Raw genomic sequence first — 15,080 nt, 5'->3', positions numbered from 1 at the left:
TAGGGGAATACCCTCAGGTGAAGGAGGTCAGCCGGTTTGCCTGCTGCCCCCTTTTCCCTCAAGGAATGCCCCCATCAGGTCTGCATCTGCTCGGCTGCCACCTCCGCCCATTACTAAGGTGTAGCCCAGAGGCCCCAGCGTCCGGAGTTCCGTGAGTACCTCGTCGGTGCTGGTAACTACATGCCCAAAGCCCTCGGCGATGAGGCGGATGTTCTCAAGTAAATTGTCTGCCGCCATCCCGTACGCAAATTCAGCAATCTCAGTCGCAACAGTTCCTAAACAGGCGAGAAATCCGGGTGAAGCCAAGGTGACCCGAAGGTTAGCAGTCCCGACGATGGGACCTTTCGACGAGTTGATACCGATGAATGCGTAAAGGCATCCGTCAGGCGCACGCAAGGTCAACCGGCTTATGCTGAGATGGGGCAGCGGATCGGAAGCTAGTCCACGCATCCGCAACTGCTTCGTTAGCTTTCCATTCCCATTCGCGACGAAGTCGAACTCGCTGTCGAAGATGTGCTTCGCCTCGGGCTTCAAGAAGCCACTCAGGATGAACGGCTCGTCCGGCGCAATTGTGCCTTCCTCCCTCATCCGATCGAACACCCGCGCGTGGAACAGCAACTCGACCAGATACCGGGCCAAAGTGATCGCATTGATCTCCCGAACCTGCTCAAAGCCATAGACGCGAAGGAGTGGCAGATTAGCGAATTGGCAGATCGAATCCTTCTTGCCGTCGTTCGCAGGGGTATGCCCAGGCCCGTCGAAATCGCTCTCCGGCAACCCACTCGGTCAACGGCCATGCCGCACGAACAGCGCAGCCCGCCAGGGCTTCACCCCGGCGCCTGAAGGCAGAGAATAGATTTCGCAAGAAAATTGGCGGATGGGGTGAGATTCGAACTCACGGTAGGCTTGCACCTACGGCGGTTTTCAAGACCGCTGCCTTAAACCACTCGGCCACCCATCCGCGCTTGTTCAGACTTCTTGGAACGTATTGGTCACCGGGTCAAGCCGAAAAAGCTTGCCGTTTTCCATATCATAGAACCAGCCGTGCAACATCAGCCCGCCGGTTTCGACGCGTTCGCGAATCCACGGAAAGGTCATCAGGTTGCCAAGCGAGATGGCCACGGTTTCTTGTTCGCACATGCGGCGGGCGGCTTCGATCGGCTGGCCGGCGGACAGGGTCAGGGCCAGGGCGCGGTCGCGGGCCGAGCGGGCAATCTGCATCCAGCCGCGGATGAAGTCTGATTGATCCGACGGGTTGCCCTCGATCAGGGCGCGGACGCCGCCGCAATGGGCATGGCCCAAAACGACGATGTGTTCGACCTTAAGGCCGCGTACGGCGAATTCCACCGCCGCCGAGGTGCCGTGATGGCCTTCGTCGGGGGAAAAAGGCGGAATCAGGTTGGCGACGTTGCGCAAGACAAACATTTCGCCCGGCTGGGCGTCAAAGATAATGGCCGGATCGACACGGGAATCCGAACATCCAATCAACAGAACTTTTGGCGTTTGGCCTTGCTGTGACAGGGTGTCGAACAAAGAGCGGTTCTTGGCGAAATAATTATCGCGAAACCGCCGGAATCCTTCGATCATCTGGTCCATGCATTCCTCCGCTATGGTCGGCGCGGCACCCCTTTACCATGATCATCGGGACAAAGCACCCCCAGATTGCATCGGCTTTGATTGACACCCATGCGCATTTGATGGGACGCATGGAATGTCTTGCTCCATAAGGTTTTTCACATGTTCATTTTCTCCAAAATCTTTGGCCTTTTGGCATCACCGATCAATCTTTTGCTGGTGCTGTTGATTGGGCTCGGTCTCTTGGGGTTCAGTCGCTGGCGATCCTGGCAACGACCGCTCTTGGCCGGGTTGAGTGCTGTTTTAGTCGTCGTGGCGATTGTCCCGTGGAGCAACCTGTTGATTGCCCCGCTCGAAGGTCGCTATGCCAGCACAGCTTTGCCCGATCGCTTGGATGGTGTGATCGTTCTTGGTGGGGCCCTGGACCCGGTGGTCTCGGTCGCGCGCGGGCAGGTGGCCGCCAATGACGCCATCGAGCGGGTGACGGCGCTGGTCTGGCTGGGGCGGCGCTATCCGCGGGCGCGGCTGGTTTTTTCCGGGGGATCCGGCAGCTTGAGGACCCAAGAACTGAAGGAAGCGCCGATAGCCCGTCAGTTTCTCGACCAATTGGGTTTCGACACCGCCCGTGTCGTGTTCGAAGATCAGTCACGCAATACCCGCGAGAACGCTCTTTATACAAAAGAGATGATGGCTCCGCGTCCTGGCGAGGTCTGGGTGCTGGTGACGTCGGCTCGGCACATGCCGCGTGCCATGGGCTCGTTTGCGGCCGTTGACTGGCCGGTAACCGCCTATCCGGTGGATTATTTGACCACGGGGGCGCCGGCCGGATGGGAATTTGATCTGGCATCGGCTTTTTCCACCATCGGCAACGGCCTGCATGAATGGCTGGGCTTGCTATATTACCGTTGGCGCGGATGGTCGACGGCGCTGTTTCCTGGTCCCTGAGGTTGCGGTCAGCATACGGAATGTGGCACAACAGGGTATTGGATACCAATCCTTGGGGATTAAGCATGACCACCCTGGCGAAACTAGCCCGAGCGGGATACCTCGCCTGCGGATTTCAATTGTTCGCGGGCCAGGTCCTTGCTCAAGAAACGCCACCGCCGGATTTCAACGGCTTTCTCGCCGGTATCCGTGACGAGGCGGCGACCAAAGGAATTCGGGCCGAGACCCTGGAGACGGCACTGAGCGGAGTCGAGCATATCGACAAGGTCATCGAGCTGGACCGCCGTCAGCCCGAATTCACCATGAGCTTCAAAACCTACATGGAGCGAGTGGTCAGCAAGACCAAGGTGGAAAAGGGCCGGCGCATGCTGGCGGAAAACCGCGCCGTGCTTGCTGAAATCGAAGCGCGATACGGGGTTCAGGCCAAATATGTGGTCGCCCTGTGGGGGATCGAAACCGATTATGGCCGCGTCACCGGCGGCTATCCGGTGGTCTCGGCCCTGGCCACCCTGGCCTATGACGGTCGCCGTTCGAGCTATTTTCGCGGCGAGTTGATGAATGCGCTGCAAATCCTCGACGAAGGCCACATCGCCGCCTCAGCCATGCTGGGATCATGGGCTGGGGCCATGGGGCAATGCCAGTTCATGCCGTCATCGTTCCTGCGATTTGCCGCCGATTGGGATGGCGATGGTCGTCGCGACATCTGGACGACGCGGGCCGACGTGTTGGCTTCGGCTGCCAATTACCTGTCGAAATCAGGTTGGAAAGGGGACCAGAGCTGGGGGCGGGCGGTCAAGTTACCGGCCAAGTTCGATAAGAATCTGGTTGGGCTTAATACCCTTAAGCCATTGGCGGAATGGACGAAGCTGGGGCTGACCAATAGCAACGGCAAACCTTTGCCCAAAGCCGCTTTGCAAGCGTCGGTGGTCATGCCCGATAACGGCAATGGCGCCGCTTTTTTGGTCTATGACAATTTCCGGACGACGCTGAAATGGAATCGCTCAACCTTTTTCGCCCTGGCCGTCGGCCACCTTGCGGAGCGGATTGGCGGCAAGTAAACTACCATATCTTTGGGTAATCCAGGCTGAGGCAGCTAGATGATGCGAACTCGACAGCGGACCGGAACGCGGTTGGCCATTTTGGTGCTCTCCGCCGGCATGCTTTCGGGCTGCGCCGAGATGAATTTGTTTGGCCATTACGCCAAAAAAGCCGTCTCTGAACCGCCGCCGGCCGGCGCATCGGCCACCTCTACCTATAAGATCGGAAAACCATATCAAATCAAAGGGGTATGGTATTATCCTCAGGAAGACTTTGATTACGCCGAAACCGGTATCGCCTCGTGGTACGGCCCTGATTTTCATGGAAAATTGACGGCGAACGGCGAATCTTTCGACCAGAACGCCGTGACGGCGGCGCACCGCACCTTGCCCATGCCATCGGTGGTGCGGGTAACCAATCTGGAGAACGGCCGCTCCTTGGTCGTGCGTGTCAATGATCGCGGACCTTTCGCCCATGGCCGGGTCATCGACTTGTCGCGACGGGCGGCGCAGTTGTTGGGCTTTGAAGGCCAGGGGACGGCGCGGGTGCGGGTCGAGATCATGGCCGATGAAAGCCGCGTTCTGGCCGGCAAGGCGGCGCCGTCCGGATCAAGCTCGGAACCGGAAATCGTCGCCGCGCCGCGAGGCAGCGTTACCGCCGAAACCTTACCGCCGCCGGGCAGTTCCGAGCCATCGCGGCCCGTGGTCGCCCATGCGGCCAAGGCCGATACTTCGGCCCAGCGCGCCGCCGCCGCCGCCGAGGCCACCGAGCGCGTATTGGCATCGCAGGAAGTCACTTCGGTGGCCGTCCACAGCACCGGTATTTTCGTCCAAGCCGGATCGTTCAGCCGCCATGACAACGCCTTGCGACTGTCGGCGCGGCTGTCCGGCGTTGGCCATCCCAATGTCGAGCAGGTCTCGGTCAAGGGGAAGACCTGGTACCGCGTCCGCTTTGGCCCCATCTCCAGTATCGACGAGGCTGACCGCGTGCTTGAAAGCGTGATCGCCGCAGGGCAACAAGATGCCCGTGTCATTGTCGATTGACCCTGATATTCGAACTTCAAGGATAATTGCGTTGCTGCATTCTTCGTTCAACAAGGTCCGCTCTGCTACCATCGCCTTGGCGCTGGCTGTGTGTTCGATCGGCGCCGCCCGCGCCGACAACATCGAGACCTTGGCGCGCCAGGCCATCCTCATCGATTACAAGACCGGCACCATCTTGTTGGAAAAAAATGCCGACGAGCTGATGGTTCCATCGTCCATGAGCAAGCTGATGACCGCCTATATGGTGTTCGAAAAGCTGAAAGAGGGCAGTTGGAAGATGGATGACCGGCTTCCGGTGTCGGAAACCGCCTGGAAGCGTCATTACAAATCCGGCGGCTCGCTGATGTTCTTGCCGGTGGGATCGTCGGCCAAGGTCGGCGAGCTGATCCGCGGCGTTATCATCCAATCGGGCAACGACGCCTGTAGTGTTCTGGCCGAGGCCCATTCCGGCACCGAGGAAGCTTTCGCCGAGGAAGCGACCCGCAGGGCCCACGATCTGGGCATGAAGAACACGACGCTGCGCAATGCCTCGGGCTGGCCTGACCCGGAACATCTGACCACGGCGCGCGATCTGTCCATTCTGGCGCGACGGTTGATTTCTGATTTTCCCGAATATTTCCCCATCTATTCGGAACGGGAATTCGTCTTTAACGGCATCCGTCAGGGTAATCGCAATCCGCTGCTTTATGGCGTGTCCGGCGCCGATGGGCTGAAAACCGGCCATACCGAAGCCGCCGGCTATGGTCTTGTCGGCACCGCCAAGCGCGGTGAACGCCGCCTTATCATGGTCATCAACGGCCTGAAATCCATGAAGGAACGGGCTGAGGAAAGCGAGCGCCTGATGGAATGGGCGTTCCGTGAATTCGATAATTACGCCTTGTTCAAGCCCGGTGATATGGTGTCCACCGCCGAGGTTTGGCTGGGCGACGACGCCAGTGTCGCGTTGGTGGCTGGCGAAAAGTTGGAAGTCACCATGCCGCGCAAGGCGCGGCGGGACATGAAGGTCACCGCCGTCTATGACGGCCCCATCGCCGCCCCCATCCGCAAGGGCGAAGTGCTCGGCAAGCTGCTGATCACCGCGCCTGGACAACCCAATGTCGAACTGCCGCTGGTGGCCGGCGCCGATGTTGCCAAGCTGGGTTTTGCCGGCCGCATGGCCGAAGCCCTGCGCCACATCCTGTGGGGACCCAAGCGCTGATGGCTGAAGGCCGTTTCATTACCTTTGAAGGCGGGGAAGGGGCCGGCAAATCGACACAGGTGCGATTGCTGGCCAAGGCCCTGGGCGATCTGGGGCGCGAGGTCGTGCTGACACGGGAACCCGGTGGCGCCGACGGGGCCGAGGCGATCCGCGCCCTGCTGGTCAATGGTGCCGTCGATCGGTGGGATGCCCACACCGAAGCCCTGTTGCACAGCGCCGCGCGGCGCGATCATCTGGTCAAGACAGTGTGGCCGGCGTTGGGACGCGGGGCCTGGGTCCTGTGCGACCGTTTCGCCGATTCGACACTGGCCTATCAGGGCTATGGGCATGGGCTTGATCATCAGCTCATCGCCACGCTGGCCGAAGTGGCCATGGGGGCCTTTCGCCCTGACCTTACCCTGATCTTGGATTTGCCGGTGGAAGAGGGGCTTCACCGAGCGGGCGGTCGTGGCGGGGGCGAAGATCGTTATGAACGCATGGGTGTGGATTTTCACCAGCGCCTGCGCCACGGTTTTCTGACCATCGCGGCAAATGAACCGCAGCGTTGTGCCGTTATTGACGCCGACCAGCCCGTGCCCACGGTCCACGAAAATATCGTGTCCGTCTTGTCGCGACGTCTGGGATTGCCGGCGTGAGCGATACGCCACATCCACGCGACAGCCAGAATCTGATCGGCCATGCCCAGGCGGAAAAGGACTTCCTTGATGCCTGGAATTCTGGCCGGCTCGCCCATGCCTGGCTGCTGACCGGTCCCAAGGGAATCGGCAAGGCCACCTTGGCTTATCGTATCGCTCGCTTCGTTCTGGCCGGCGGCGGCGACGGCGGCTTGTTCGGCGGCCCCCCCGAAAGCCTGGACATTGGCGCTCATCATCCGGTGGTTCATCAGGTTTCAGCGCAGGGACACCGCGATCTCAAGGTGGTGGAACGCGGTTACACCGATGACAAAAAGACCAAGCTGCGGGGCGAGATCGTCATCGACGACGTCCGCAAGATCGGCGATCTTTTTCACCAGACCGCTGATGCCGGTTGGCGGTTAGTGCTGATCGACGCCGCCGATGAAATGAATCGCAATGCCGCGAATGCGGTGCTGAAGATACTTGAAGAACCACCGGCTAAGGCGCTGGTTATAATGGTTTCTCATAGCCCTGGTCGATTGCTGCCGACCATTCGCTCGCGCTGCCGCCGTCTGGCGCTGAATCCCTTGTCGGCGGACACCATTGGTCAATTGTTGGCCCAACACCGCCCCGATCTCACCGATACCGAACTCACCGCCCTGGCTCATCTGGGCGAGGGCAGTCTGGGCAAGGCGGTGGCGCTGGCGGCCGAAGGGGGACTGGATCTGTACCGCGATCTCATTGGCCTGCTGTCGGCGCTGCCGCGTCTGGATGTGCCGGCCTTGCACGCTTTTGCCGAACGGGTCGGCAAAAGCGACGCAGACAGCGCTTGGCGCACGGTAACCGAATTGACCACATGGTGGCTGGCCCGGCTGGTGCGTGCCGGGGGCCGCCAGGGCAAGGGCATGAGCGAGGTGGTTCCGGGCGAGGCGGCGCTGATGGGGCGGCTCTTGGCTGCCGCCAGCCTTGATCGCTGGCTTGACCTGTGGGAAAAGACCGGAGCCTTGTTTGCCCGGACCGATGCGGTCAATCTGGATCGCAAGCAGGCTCTGTTGACGGCCTTTCTGGCTCTCGAGCGACTTTCCCGCGCCTGACCGGCGACGGCAGCAAGAACACCTAAGGAGACGATCATGAGCGGGGCCAAGACCTTTTACGTGACCACGCCCATCTATTACGTCAATGACAAGCCGCATATCGGCCACGCCTACACCACGCTGGCCTGTGATGTTCTGGCCCGTTTCAAACGGCTGGACGGCTTTGACGTGAAGTTCCTGACCGGAACCGACGAGCATGGGCAGAAGGTGGAAAAATCAGCGGAAGCCGCCGGCATTTCTCCCCAGGCTTTGGCCGACATGAATTCGGCCAATTTCCGCGAGCTGGCCGCCCGACTGAATTGTTCCAACGACGATTTCATCCGCACCACCGAACCCCGGCACGTCCGTTCGGTACAGGCGCTCTGGACCCGTTTGGTGGAAGCCGGCGAGATCTACCTTGGCCATTACGAAGGCTGGTATTCGGTTCGCGACGAGGCCTTTTACGGCGAGGATGAATTAATCGCCGGCAGCAATGGCGCCAAGCTGGCCCCCACCGGAGCGCCGGTGGAATGGGTCAAGGAACCCAGCTATTTCTTCCGCCTGTCGGCGTGGCAAGACAGACTGCTGCAATGGTACGAAGACAACCCCGATTGCGTCGCCCCGCAATCGCGCCGCAACGAGGTGTTGAGCTTCGTCAAGGGCGGCTTGCAAGATTTGTCGGTGTCGCGGACCAGCTTTAAATGGGGCATCCCGGTTCCCGGCGACGAAGATCACGTCATGTATGTGTGGTTGGATGCCCTGGCCAATTACATCACCGCCGCCGGCTATCCCGATCAGAGCGGCGATTATGCCCGGTATTGGCCAGCTGATCTGCATATGGTCGGCAAGGATATCGTCCGTTTTCATGCCGTTTATTGGCCGGCCTTCCTGATGGCCGCCGGTCTGCGACCGGCCAAGCGGGTCTTCGCCCACGGCTGGTGGACCAATGAAGGCCAAAAGATTTCGAAATCGGTTGGCAATGTCATCGACCCAATGGGATTGATTGATAAATACGGTCTGGATCAGGTGCGTTATTTCCTGCTGCGTGAAGTGCCGTTCGGTAACGACGGCGATTACAGCCACCGCGCCATGGTCATGCGGATGAATAGCGAATTGGCCAATGATTACGGAAACTTGGCGCAACGTGTTCTGTCGATGATCGGCAAGAATTGCGGCAATGAAGTGCCGGTGCATGGCGCGTTTTCGACCGATGACCGCGAGATGCTGGATGCTGGCCACGGCCTGTTGCCCAAGCTGCGCGACGCCATGGACCGGCAATTGTTCCACGAGGGATTGGAGGCCCTGTGGGTGGTGATCCGCGCCGCCAACGGTTACGTGGATCGGCAGGCCCCTTGGGCACTGAAGAAGACCGACCCGGACCGCATGGGCACGGTGCTGTGGGTGTTGGCGGAAACCGTTCGTAATCTGGCGCTGCTGACCCAGGCTTTCATGCCAGACACGTCGGCCAAGCTGCTGGATCAATTGGCGATCGCCGCCGATCAGCGCGATCTGTCTTATTGCGGTTCACACCACGCCTTGAAGCCGGGGACGTCGTTGCCGGTGCCGCAAGGGGTGTTCCCGCGCTTCATCGAAGAGCAGGGGACCGACTGATGCTGGTGGATAGCCATTGTCATCTCGACTTCCCGGATTTTGCCGACGAGCTTGATCAGGTGGTGGAGCGGGCACGGGCCGGCGGCGTCGGCCTGATGCTGACCATCAATACCCATGTCAGCCGCTTTCCCCGCGTTCTTGCCGTGGCCGAACGCTATGATGACGTCTATTGCACCGTCGGCATCCATCCGCATGAAGCCGGGGCCGAGGCGGAAATTGACGCCGATACTCTGATCCGGCTGGCCGACCACCCAAAGGTGGTTGGCTTCGGCGAGACCGGCTTGGATTATTACTACGATAAAAGCCCCCGAGATCGGCAGCGCGCCAGCTTCCGCGCCCACATCGCGGCGGCACGGCGCATCGGTCTTCCCGTCATCATCCATACCCGTGACGCCGATGCCGACATGGCCGAAATCTTGACCGAAGAAATGGCCAAGGGGGCCTTTCCCGGCTTGGTCCATTGCTTCAGCTCTGGACCAGAACTAGCTGATTTAGCTGTGAAACTTGGTCTTTATATCTCGATTTCCGGCATCGTCACCTTCAAGAAGGCCGAGGCTTTGCAGCAGGTGGTCGCCGGCTTGCCGCTGGACCGTTTGCTGGTGGAAACCGATTGCCCCTATCTGGCGCCGATCCCTTATCGCGGCAAACGCAACGAGCCCGCCTATGTGGCTCACACCGCAACCAAGGTCGCCGCATTGCAGGGTATCAGCATCGACGCCCTGGCCGACGCCACCACCGCCAATTTCCGAACGTTGTTCACCAAGGTGAGCCGATGAACGTCACCATCCTGGGGTGCGGACCCGCCGGCGGCGTTCCAAGCATTTCCCGGGGCTGGGGCGCTTGTGATCCTCGGAACCCACGCAACCGGCGGCGGCGGCCCTCTATCTTGGTCGATGGCCCCGAGGGGGCGATTCTGGTCGACAGCTCGCCCGATTGCCGCGAGCAATTGCTGGATGCCGGCATCAATCGGCTGGCAGCGGTGCTTTATACCCATGACCACGCCGACCATATGCACGGCATTGACGACCTGCGCGAGATCAACCGGGTCACCCGTCAGCATTTGCCTATCCATGCCACGCCCGAGGTTTTGGCCGTCATCCGCACGCGTTTTCCCTATGTGATCGGTGGAGTAGGGGAGGGCCAAAGCATCTATAAACCCATGCTTGACCTGAACCCGATCAACGGGCCGTTTCGGGCCGGCGGTCTGGATATAGTGCCCTTCGATCAGGATCACGGCTATTGCCGCAGCACCGGCTTTCGCTTTGGTCCATTGGCTTATTCCACCGATGTCGTGGAATTACCGGAAGCCTCCTTTGAGGCTTTGGCAGGGATCGATACCTGGATCGTCGGCTGTCTGAATTACCAGCCGCATCCGACCCATGCCCATCTGGACAAGGTCCTGCAATGGATCGAACGGGTGCGGCCGCGCCAAGCTTTCCTGACCCATATGACGCCCAATTTGGATTACGACACCTTGTGCGGCATGCTGCCGCCACATGTGCGACCAGCCCATGACGGCATGGTCATCGTGGCTTGTAATGGGGAAAGTGCAGTCCCCAGATAATCGCGGCGGCCCGGACGGCGAAGCCGACGGCAATGGCGATCGTCGTCTCGATCAAGGGCGGCAAGCCGACCAATTGATGTAACGCCAGCCATGCCACGGCACCGATGCCGGCAGCGGTGGCATAGATTTCCCGGTGGAACATCAAGGGTTTTTCGCCACAAAAGATATCGCGGATCAGACCGCCAAAGCTGGCGGTCATGACTCCCATGACAATGGCGACAACGGCCGGCGCGCCGACGGCCACGGCTTTTTGCGCCCCAGCCACGGCAAACAGCGCCATGCCCAAGGCGTCCAGCCACAGCAGCAGCGGAAAGATACGGCTGAACAGTTTGGCCGCCCAAAATGTGGCCAGGGCTGCCGTCAGACTGATGACCAGATAACTGGGATCATCGACCCAGAACACAGGGCGAATGCCGAGCACCAGATCGCGAATGGTGCCGCCGCCGATGGCGGTGGCCGTACCGACGACCATGAAGCCGACCGGGTCCATTTCCTTGCGCGCAGCGACCAAGGCGCCGGTGATGGCGAAGACGGTGAGACCAATGACGTCAAGAATGACGAAAGCGTGGCCGAGGGTTTCTGACATGGCTTGCATGGCTCATATAGTGGTACCTATCGGGTTGAAATGCAACATCCCATGTACGCCATAATATACATTATGCGACAAATGGATTGAGGGTGGACCAGGCAAGCCCTTTTCGACGCCCCGTTTCCATATCCCCGCGTGATCCCCGCGTGCGTATCCGCGTGTCGATGTGTCGATCGCCACTCTGTATGCGGCAACCGACACCAATCCCTTCTTGCTCAGAACATATAGCGAAGTGAAAACACCACTTCGGTGGCCGAGAAAGCGCCGAAGCCGTTGGCTTCGATATTTTCGGCCGGCAAGCCCCAATTGACTTTGCCCAGATCGACATAGCGCAATTCGATGTCATTCATGACGTCGGGTCCCAGTTTGAAGGTGGCCCCCGCGCCCACGCTCCAGGCGAGATCGTCATTGCTTTGGCTGTGCTTGCTCATACCGCTGCCGCTGGGCGTATATTGGCTTTTCGCCGTATTGTGCGCCCACCCTAACCCAGCGGAAACAAAGGGCCACCACGCAGAACTGCCCACCGGAAAATGCCAATAGCCTTTCGCCATGGTGGTCACGTTCTGCACCGTGCTGGCCAAGGCTCCGGAATTCTGACTGGTTCGCAGCGGACTGGCGTCATAGGTCACTTCTGTGCGGTTCATGAATTCCAATTCGGTGCGCAGCGGAATACGGTAGCGATAGCTCCATTCGTACCCTCCGGCCATGCCGAAGGCCCCGACGACGTTGGCGCTGCTGTCTTCTCGCGCCTGCGCCCCGCTTTGGCTGGCGGTGACACCTTGTAAGGTCGAAAAGGACGGACCGCCCTTTCCTGAAAAATACCAGCCTTTATCAGGGTTTGGTTTGGCTGGAACGGCTTGCCCGGCAAATGCCAAGGCCGGCAGGCTGCAAAGGATCAGCGGGGTAACAATGGAGCGGAGCATGACATGGCCTCGACAGAGCGCGAACGAGGCTTTACCCAAGACGCTCAAGCTGAACACAAGCTGACGCAAGCGACAAAAATCCCTGTCAGGTTGCCGTCAGGGGAAGCCGCTAAGGTGATGGCGTTCCCCTCTTCCGAACGAACAAAGCGAGAGACGACCATCATGCGTATCACCACGATCTTTGTTTCCGCCGCCACCTTGTGTCTTGCCGTCAGCAGTGCTTTTGCCGCCACCGAAGCAACCGTTCCGTCCCATGACCCGCTGAGCTTCACCGTACTGCGCAATGGCGACGCCGTCGGCAGCCATATCTTGCGGTTTCAGTCCATGTCCGACGGGACCTTGGTGGTGACGACCGACACCAATGTGGTGGTCAAGATGGCCATGATCCCGGTTTATCGTTTCGAGCATCACGGCCGTGAAATCTGGCACGGCGACCACCTGATGGCCTTGAACTCAGAGACCAATGATGACGGCACCCATCATGTGTTGAAGGCTTCCGGCGCCACCGGCGCCCTGATCGCCGATGGCGATGGCAAGATTGCCCGGTTGCCGGCCGAAACCGTACCGGCCAGCTTGTGGAACAATGCCACGGTGGTTCAAGGAACCTTGCTGAACACCTTGGACGGTCACGCCATGGCGGTTCATATCGCCGATCTGGGCGAAGACACGGTCACCGTCAGCGGACATCCGCACCCTGCCCGCCATTACGCCATGACCGGCGACCTGAACCGCGAGGTCTGGTACGATTCCACCGGGGGCTTGGTGCAGGTTCGCTTTAAGGCCAAGGACGATTCAGACATCCAATACGTGTTGAAGTAACGGAGCTCCCATGCGGATCTTGCTGGTTGAGGACAACGAGCGTCTGGCCGAATTGGTCGGCAAGGGATTGCAAGCCGGCGGCTTCGCCGTTGATGCCTTTGTCGGCGTCGAAGACGCCGACGCCGCTTTGTCTTCGATTCCCTATGACACCGTGGTGCTTGATCTGGGGTTGCCCGATGGTGATGGGCTGGACTTGCTGAAACGAGCGCGCCAACGCGGGCAAACCCTGCCGGTTCTGGTGTTGACCGCCCGCGATGGCGTCGAGGATCGGGTTCGCGGCCTCAATGCCGGAGCCGACGATTATCTCGTCAAGCCTTTCGCCATGGAGGAATTGTTGGCCCGCGTCCGGGCTTTGCTGCGTCGGCCGGGCAACGCCCTGGGGGTGCAGTTGACCTGCGGCAAGGTCACCATGGACACCACCTCGCGCGAAGTTTGGGTGGATGCAGGCGTGATCAATGTTCCCCGCCGCGAAATGGAGATGCTTGAACAATTACTGCGCCGGGCTGGCCGGGTCGTGCCCAAGCGGGCGTTGGAGGAAGGCTTGTACGGTTTCGATGATGACGTGTCGTCAAACACGGTCGAGGTCTTGCTGTCGCGGTTGCGCAAACGTCTCAGCCTAAGCGGCGCCGACGTCACCATCCATACCTTGCGCGGTGTCGGTTACATGCTGGCGGAAAATCAAACGTGAAGCTTAAATCCCCCCCCTCGTTGATGGGCCGCATCGTTCTGCGGTTGTTTCTGGCCACCCTCGCCGCTGTCATCTTCGCGTATGGCTGGTTGTGGGTGATGTTCCAAACCACCACCGGCAATCTGCGGGATCAGTCGCTGATCGAAACCGCCCGAACCATCATCCATGCGGTGAAAGCTGATCCCGATGGCAAGGTTCGGGTCGATTTGCCCGACACTTTGATCGCGTCTTATGCCCAATCCAAGGGGGTGCACGGCTTTGCCGTTCGGGATCGTCTTAGCGGCCTGACGCTTTTTGCCGTCGGGGCCGATGTTGGCCCGCTTCCAGCCAAGATCGACGAGGACGAGGATGGATCGCTTTATCAGTACGATCCTGATGGTCCTGGGCCGGAAAGTTATTTCGGCGAGGCCTTCCCCTTCCAGTTGGGGCCGAACCGGCTTGTCGTTCAAGTTGTTCGCCTGGGCAGCGACTATCAGGAACTGATCGAAACCGTCATCACCGATTTCTTCGAAGATGGCGGCTGGTTAGCCGGGCCATTCCTGTTGCTGTTGATGGGGGTCAGCATCCTGACCATTCGCGGCACCTTGGCGCCGTTGCGATCCCTGTCGCAGCAAGCCGAAACCATCGGCCCCAACGCCACCGACATCCGCTTGCCCCGCCAGGGCGTTCCACGGGAAGTGCTGCCGTTGGTCAGCGCCGTCAACAACGCCTTGGAACGGCTGGAGGATGGCTTTCGGCTGCAACGGGAATTCACCGCTGATGCCGCCCATGAATTGCGCACTCCCTTGGCGGTGCTCACCGCCCACATCGACACCCTGACCGATCCCGCGATTGCCGCCCCCTTGCGCCGCGACCTGGAATCCATGACCCACTTGGTCGAACAATTGCTGCGCGTCGCCCGCGTCGAGGCGCTGGTGGTTACCCCCTCGGACCGGGCCGATCTTGGGGAGATTGCCTGCAACGTCGCCGCATATCTGGCCTTGGTCGCCATTCGCAGCGGCCGCACCATCGAAGTCGATGCCCCGGATCAACCCGTGCTGGTGCATGGCCAAGCCGATGCGTTGTTCCATGCTGTGCGCAATCTGGTGGACAATGCCTTGCGCCATACGCCAATCGGCACAGCGGTGATTCTGACAGCCCTCGCCGATCCCCCGACACTTTTCGTGCGCGACCATGGTACCGGCATTGCGGTCGAACGCCGCGCCGATATTTTCAAGCGCTTCTGGCGTTCCGACCGACGAACCGCCGGTGCGGGGCTGGGGCTTGCCATTGTCCAGCGGACCTTGGAAGCCCATGGCGGCGCCGTTCTGATCGAGGATGCCGAAGGTGGTGGCGCTCAATTCCGGTTGGTTTTTCCCAAACCGTAAGGTTCGCGTCAGCTCATCACGGCAGGATTATCC

Annotated in this window: 16 protein-coding genes and 1 tRNA gene; 12 read left to right on the top strand and 5 right to left on the bottom strand. The window is 60.2% G+C overall.

The window, feature by feature from the left end; genetic code table 11:
• Window positions 1-27: 27 nt before the first annotated feature.
• The 3 genes from KEC16_RS02495 to KEC16_RS02485 all read right to left on the bottom strand — a co-directional run bounded on the left by KEC16_RS02495 (window position 28) and on the right by KEC16_RS02485 (window position 1,596).
• Window positions 28-777: a hypothetical protein gene (locus tag KEC16_RS02495; RefSeq protein WP_211546068.1), complete on the bottom strand. Its 750-nt coding sequence runs from the start codon at window positions 775-777 to the stop codon at window positions 28-30.
• 94 nt (window positions 778-871) lie between these two features.
• Window positions 872-961, bottom strand: a tRNA-Ser gene (locus KEC16_RS02490).
• 8 nt (window positions 962-969) lie between these two features.
• A complete protein-coding gene (locus KEC16_RS02485; protein ID WP_211546067.1) occupies window positions 970-1,596 on the bottom strand; it encodes a carbonic anhydrase in 627 nt (208 codons plus the stop codon).
• A gap of 318 nt (window positions 1,597-1,914) precedes the next feature.
• Between KEC16_RS02485 and KEC16_RS02480 the strand changes: the two genes are divergently transcribed.
• From KEC16_RS02480 to KEC16_RS02440, 9 genes are all read left to right on the top strand, one after another.
• Window positions 1,915-2,520, top strand: a complete 606-nt coding sequence (locus KEC16_RS02480; RefSeq protein ID WP_249208644.1) for a YdcF family protein — start codon at window positions 1,915-1,917, stop codon at window positions 2,518-2,520.
• 65 nt (window positions 2,521-2,585) lie between these two features.
• A complete protein-coding gene (locus KEC16_RS02475) occupies window positions 2,586-3,578 on the top strand; it encodes a lytic murein transglycosylase (RefSeq protein ID WP_211546065.1) in 993 nt (330 codons plus the stop codon).
• A 39-nt stretch (window positions 3,579-3,617) separates the two neighbouring features.
• Entirely contained in the window at window positions 3,618-4,601 is a 984-nt protein-coding gene (locus KEC16_RS02470; protein WP_211546064.1) for a septal ring lytic transglycosylase RlpA family protein, read from the top strand.
• A 31-nt stretch (window positions 4,602-4,632) separates the two neighbouring features.
• The gene (locus tag KEC16_RS02465; RefSeq protein WP_249208642.1) at window positions 4,633-5,799 is read left to right on the top strand and encodes a D-alanyl-D-alanine carboxypeptidase family protein; all 1,167 of its coding nucleotides are present in this window, start codon (window positions 4,633-4,635) and stop codon (window positions 5,797-5,799) included.
• Entirely contained in the window at window positions 5,799-6,434 is a 636-nt protein-coding gene (gene tmk / locus KEC16_RS02460; RefSeq protein WP_211546062.1) for a dTMP kinase, read from the top strand. Before KEC16_RS02465 ends, tmk begins: the two co-directional genes overlap by 1 nt.
• Window positions 6,431-7,507 (top strand): DNA polymerase III subunit delta', encoded by a 1,077-nt coding sequence (locus tag KEC16_RS02455; RefSeq protein WP_211546061.1) that lies wholly within the window; start codon window positions 6,431-6,433, stop codon window positions 7,505-7,507. Before tmk ends, KEC16_RS02455 begins: the two co-directional genes overlap by 4 nt.
• A 36-nt stretch (window positions 7,508-7,543) precedes the next feature.
• Entirely contained in the window at window positions 7,544-9,097 is a 1,554-nt protein-coding gene (gene metG / locus KEC16_RS02450; protein ID WP_211546060.1) for a methionine--tRNA ligase, read from the top strand.
• The gene (locus KEC16_RS02445; protein ID WP_211546059.1) at window positions 9,097-9,873 is read left to right on the top strand and encodes a TatD family hydrolase; all 777 of its coding nucleotides are present in this window, start codon (window positions 9,097-9,099) and stop codon (window positions 9,871-9,873) included. The genes metG and KEC16_RS02445 overlap by 1 nt, the downstream gene beginning before the upstream one ends.
• Window positions 9,870-10,661 (top strand): MBL fold metallo-hydrolase, encoded by a 792-nt coding sequence (locus tag KEC16_RS02440; protein WP_211546058.1) that lies wholly within the window; start codon window positions 9,870-9,872, stop codon window positions 10,659-10,661. The genes KEC16_RS02445 and KEC16_RS02440 overlap by 4 nt, the downstream gene beginning before the upstream one ends.
• Here the strand turns inward: KEC16_RS02440 and KEC16_RS02435 are convergent.
• Both KEC16_RS02435 and KEC16_RS02430 read right to left on the bottom strand, forming a co-directional pair.
• A complete protein-coding gene (locus KEC16_RS02435) occupies window positions 10,621-11,247 on the bottom strand; it encodes a trimeric intracellular cation channel family protein (RefSeq protein WP_211546057.1) in 627 nt (208 codons plus the stop codon). The two genes, KEC16_RS02440 and KEC16_RS02435, sit on opposite strands and share 41 nt — an antisense overlap.
• A gap of 218 nt (window positions 11,248-11,465) precedes the next feature.
• The gene (locus KEC16_RS02430; RefSeq protein WP_211546056.1) at window positions 11,466-12,242 is read right to left on the bottom strand and encodes an outer membrane protein; all 777 of its coding nucleotides are present in this window, start codon (window positions 12,240-12,242) and stop codon (window positions 11,466-11,468) included.
• Window positions 12,243-12,335: 93 nt separating this feature from the next.
• Between KEC16_RS02430 and KEC16_RS02425 the strand changes: the two genes are divergently transcribed.
• From KEC16_RS02425 to KEC16_RS20070, 3 genes are read left to right on the top strand one after another with little or no spacing between them, the layout of a single operon-like run.
• Entirely contained in the window at window positions 12,336-12,992 is a 657-nt protein-coding gene (locus KEC16_RS02425; protein ID WP_211546055.1) for a DUF6134 family protein, read from the top strand.
• Between the two features lie 10 nt (window positions 12,993-13,002).
• Window positions 13,003-13,680: a response regulator gene (locus KEC16_RS02420; RefSeq protein ID WP_211546054.1), complete on the top strand. Its 678-nt coding sequence runs from the start codon at window positions 13,003-13,005 to the stop codon at window positions 13,678-13,680.
• Window positions 13,677-15,047, top strand: a complete 1,371-nt coding sequence (locus KEC16_RS20070) for a sensor histidine kinase (RefSeq protein ID WP_211546053.1) — start codon at window positions 13,677-13,679, stop codon at window positions 15,045-15,047. Before KEC16_RS02420 ends, KEC16_RS20070 begins: the two co-directional genes overlap by 4 nt.
• Window positions 15,048-15,080: the final 33 nt, after the last annotated feature.

Origin of the sequence: Magnetospirillum sulfuroxidans (assembly GCF_018224925.1) — a bacterium.
In the GTDB taxonomy this organism is placed as follows: Bacteria; Pseudomonadota; Alphaproteobacteria; order Rhodospirillales; family Magnetospirillaceae; genus Magnetospirillum; species Magnetospirillum sulfuroxidans.
Note: the sequence above shows the minus strand (reverse complement) of the source record. Positions and strands in the feature narration are given on the sequence as shown.

Bases quoted from the DNA above. Each gene is read 5' to 3' on its own strand.
- metG (WP_211546060.1), top strand. From the start codon at position 7,544: ATGAGCGGGGCCAAGACCTTTTACGTGACCACGCCCATCTATTACGTC.
- KEC16_RS02470 (WP_211546064.1), top strand. From the start codon at position 3,618: ATGATGCGAACTCGACAGCGGACCGGAACGCGGTTGGCCATTTTGGTG.
- KEC16_RS02475 (WP_211546065.1), top strand. From the start codon at position 2,586: ATGACCACCCTGGCGAAACTAGCCCGAGCGGGATACCTCGCCTGCGGA.
- KEC16_RS02485 (WP_211546067.1), bottom strand. From the start codon at position 1,596: ATGGACCAGATGATCGAAGGATTCCGGCGGTTTCGCGATAATTATTTC.
- KEC16_RS02435 (WP_211546057.1), bottom strand. From the start codon at position 11,247: ATGTCAGAAACCCTCGGCCACGCTTTCGTCATTCTTGACGTCATTGGT.
- KEC16_RS02420 (WP_211546054.1), top strand. From the start codon at position 13,003: ATGCGGATCTTGCTGGTTGAGGACAACGAGCGTCTGGCCGAATTGGTC.
- tmk (WP_211546062.1), top strand. From the start codon at position 5,799: ATGGCTGAAGGCCGTTTCATTACCTTTGAAGGCGGGGAAGGGGCCGGC.
- KEC16_RS02445 (WP_211546059.1), top strand. From the start codon at position 9,097: ATGCTGGTGGATAGCCATTGTCATCTCGACTTCCCGGATTTTGCCGAC.
- KEC16_RS02425 (WP_211546055.1), top strand. From the start codon at position 12,336: ATGCGTATCACCACGATCTTTGTTTCCGCCGCCACCTTGTGTCTTGCC.
- KEC16_RS02440 (WP_211546058.1), top strand. From the start codon at position 9,870: ATGAACGTCACCATCCTGGGGTGCGGACCCGCCGGCGGCGTTCCAAGC.